The organism is uncultured Porphyromonas sp., assembly GCF_934359325.1.
Taxonomy (GTDB): Bacteria; Bacteroidota; Bacteroidia; order Bacteroidales; family Porphyromonadaceae; genus Porphyromonas_A.
Map to the genome: position 1 here is coordinate 1 of NZ_CAKRLH010000267.1, position 1,777 is coordinate 1,777.

Annotated in this window: 1 protein-coding gene; it reads right to left on the reverse strand. The window is 58.6% G+C overall.

Annotation, left to right across the window (positions count from 1 at the left end; all coding sequences use genetic code 11):
* Window positions 1–158: 158 nt before the first annotated feature.
* Entirely contained in the window at window positions 159–1,628 is a 1,470-nt protein-coding gene (locus tag Q0F21_RS07660) for an MFS transporter (protein WP_297238805.1), read from the reverse strand.
* Between the last annotated feature and the right edge of the window lie 149 nt (window positions 1,629–1,777).

Consider the following 1,777-nt stretch of genomic DNA (forward strand, 5'->3'; position numbering starts at 1 on the left):
AACCGGGATCGAACCGGTACGGATGTTACTCCATTGGTGTTTGAGACCAACGCGTCTACCAATTCCGCCACCCGGGCGCTTGTGTGAGGCAAAGGTACGACATTTTTTCAGACAGGATATCTGTGCCTTTTTGTCAGACCCGCTCCCCTATTTCGCTATTACTTCTTGGAAGTCTTGCCCTGGCCCTTGGGGATGGTGTAGTAGATGACGGCGAAGGAGATGACGATGATGATGAGATTGTAGAGGTAGGCGGCCATCGCCCCCTGACGGATCGTGACGTTGTCCTGTCGTCCGACGAAGGTGACCACCTCGCTGAGAAGGGTGATCGGCTCAGCGGAGTAGGCTATATCCTGGAAGATCGCGGTCGAGATGGCTATGCCGAAGGAGCTGCCGAGAGAGGAGGCCATCTTGAAGATCCCGGAGCCGATACCGGTCCTGCTCTCCGGCAGCGTAGCCAGAGCCGAGTCGGTGGAGGCTGTGGCAAAGAGCCCCAGCCCGGCACCGAAGAGCGAGTAGGCGATCACGACAAGCGTCATGTAGGTGCCTGCCATCACATTTGTCGGGAGGAGCAGGCAGAGAGCCACCGCGACGGTACCGCAGGAGAGGAGCATCGGGAGTCGCGCACCGTAGCGCTGCATCAGCTTCTCCCCCACACGGATAAAGAGCAGGATAGACACGCCGTAGCCGATAGACATAAGCCCCACTTGATCCACCGGCACCCCTGAGGCCAGCTGCAGGAGACTGCTGACGATGATGATGATGCCGGTGGAGGCATTGAGGAGAAAATTGGCCACCGTAGCGCCACTGTAGACCGAGTTTCGGAAGACTCGGAGGTCGAGGAAGGGGTGCTTGGCGCCCCGCTCGATGCCGATGAAGAGGAGGATGAAGACCGTCGCCATGAGGAGCAGGCCGAGAGACTTGACATCCACCCAGCCCCACTGCGGACCCTCAGTCACATAGAGCTGTAGGCTGACGATACCGAGGATCAGCGTGGCGATGCCGGGGATATCCCGACCGCCCTTCGCGTCACTCCCCGGGCGGTAGTAGGGCAGGGTTCGGATGAGGAAGAGCCCGAGGAGAGCGACCGCTGCAGCGAGCCAGAAGATCCACCTCCAGCCGAGCCACTGTGCCATATATCCCCCGAGTAGGGAGCTAAATGCGGTGCCGCCCCAGGTACCCATACTCCAGAGGCTAATCGCCCGCTGTCGCCCCTTCTCGTCCCAGAACACCCGCAGCAGTGCCAGTGTCGAGGGCATTACGCAGGCACCGCTCAGCCCCTGGCAGATACGCCCCAGCAGCAGGATCGGTGCCGTGAGCGGTGAGTGACCGGGTGTCAGGGCGATGAGTACTGCCCCCACGATCGCCAGGATCAGTCCGAGGCGGGTCATCCGTGTGTGCCCGAGGCGATCTCCGAGACCACCGATAAGCACGATCAGTATCCCGCAGACGAGGGAAGTGATGGAGACAGAGAGATTGAGCAGCGATGGGGAGAGCCCCAGTTCAGCATTCATCTCGCCCCTCACATTGAGGAGCGTCATGGCAAAGAGCCAGAAGGAGAGGAGACCGCATATAAATCCGAAGAGGATCCGGTCATTGCCTCTAAAGGTGGTGGTACTATCCTTATCCATTAGCGCGAAGTGACTTAATTGTTGGAAGAGCAAGATACGGAATTATCATAAAAACAGAAGCGCACGAATTTAGGTACTTTTGCATCCAAGGGTCACTTCCCCACCCGGTGGAAGAGGGGGAGATCACTCTATAGAGTAGAGACAAATGG

Excerpts from the sequence above, each read along its gene's own strand:
- Q0F21_RS07660 (WP_297238805.1), bottom strand. The coding sequence starts at position 1,628 with ATGGATAAGGATAGTACCACCACCTTTAGAGGCAATGACCGGATCCTC.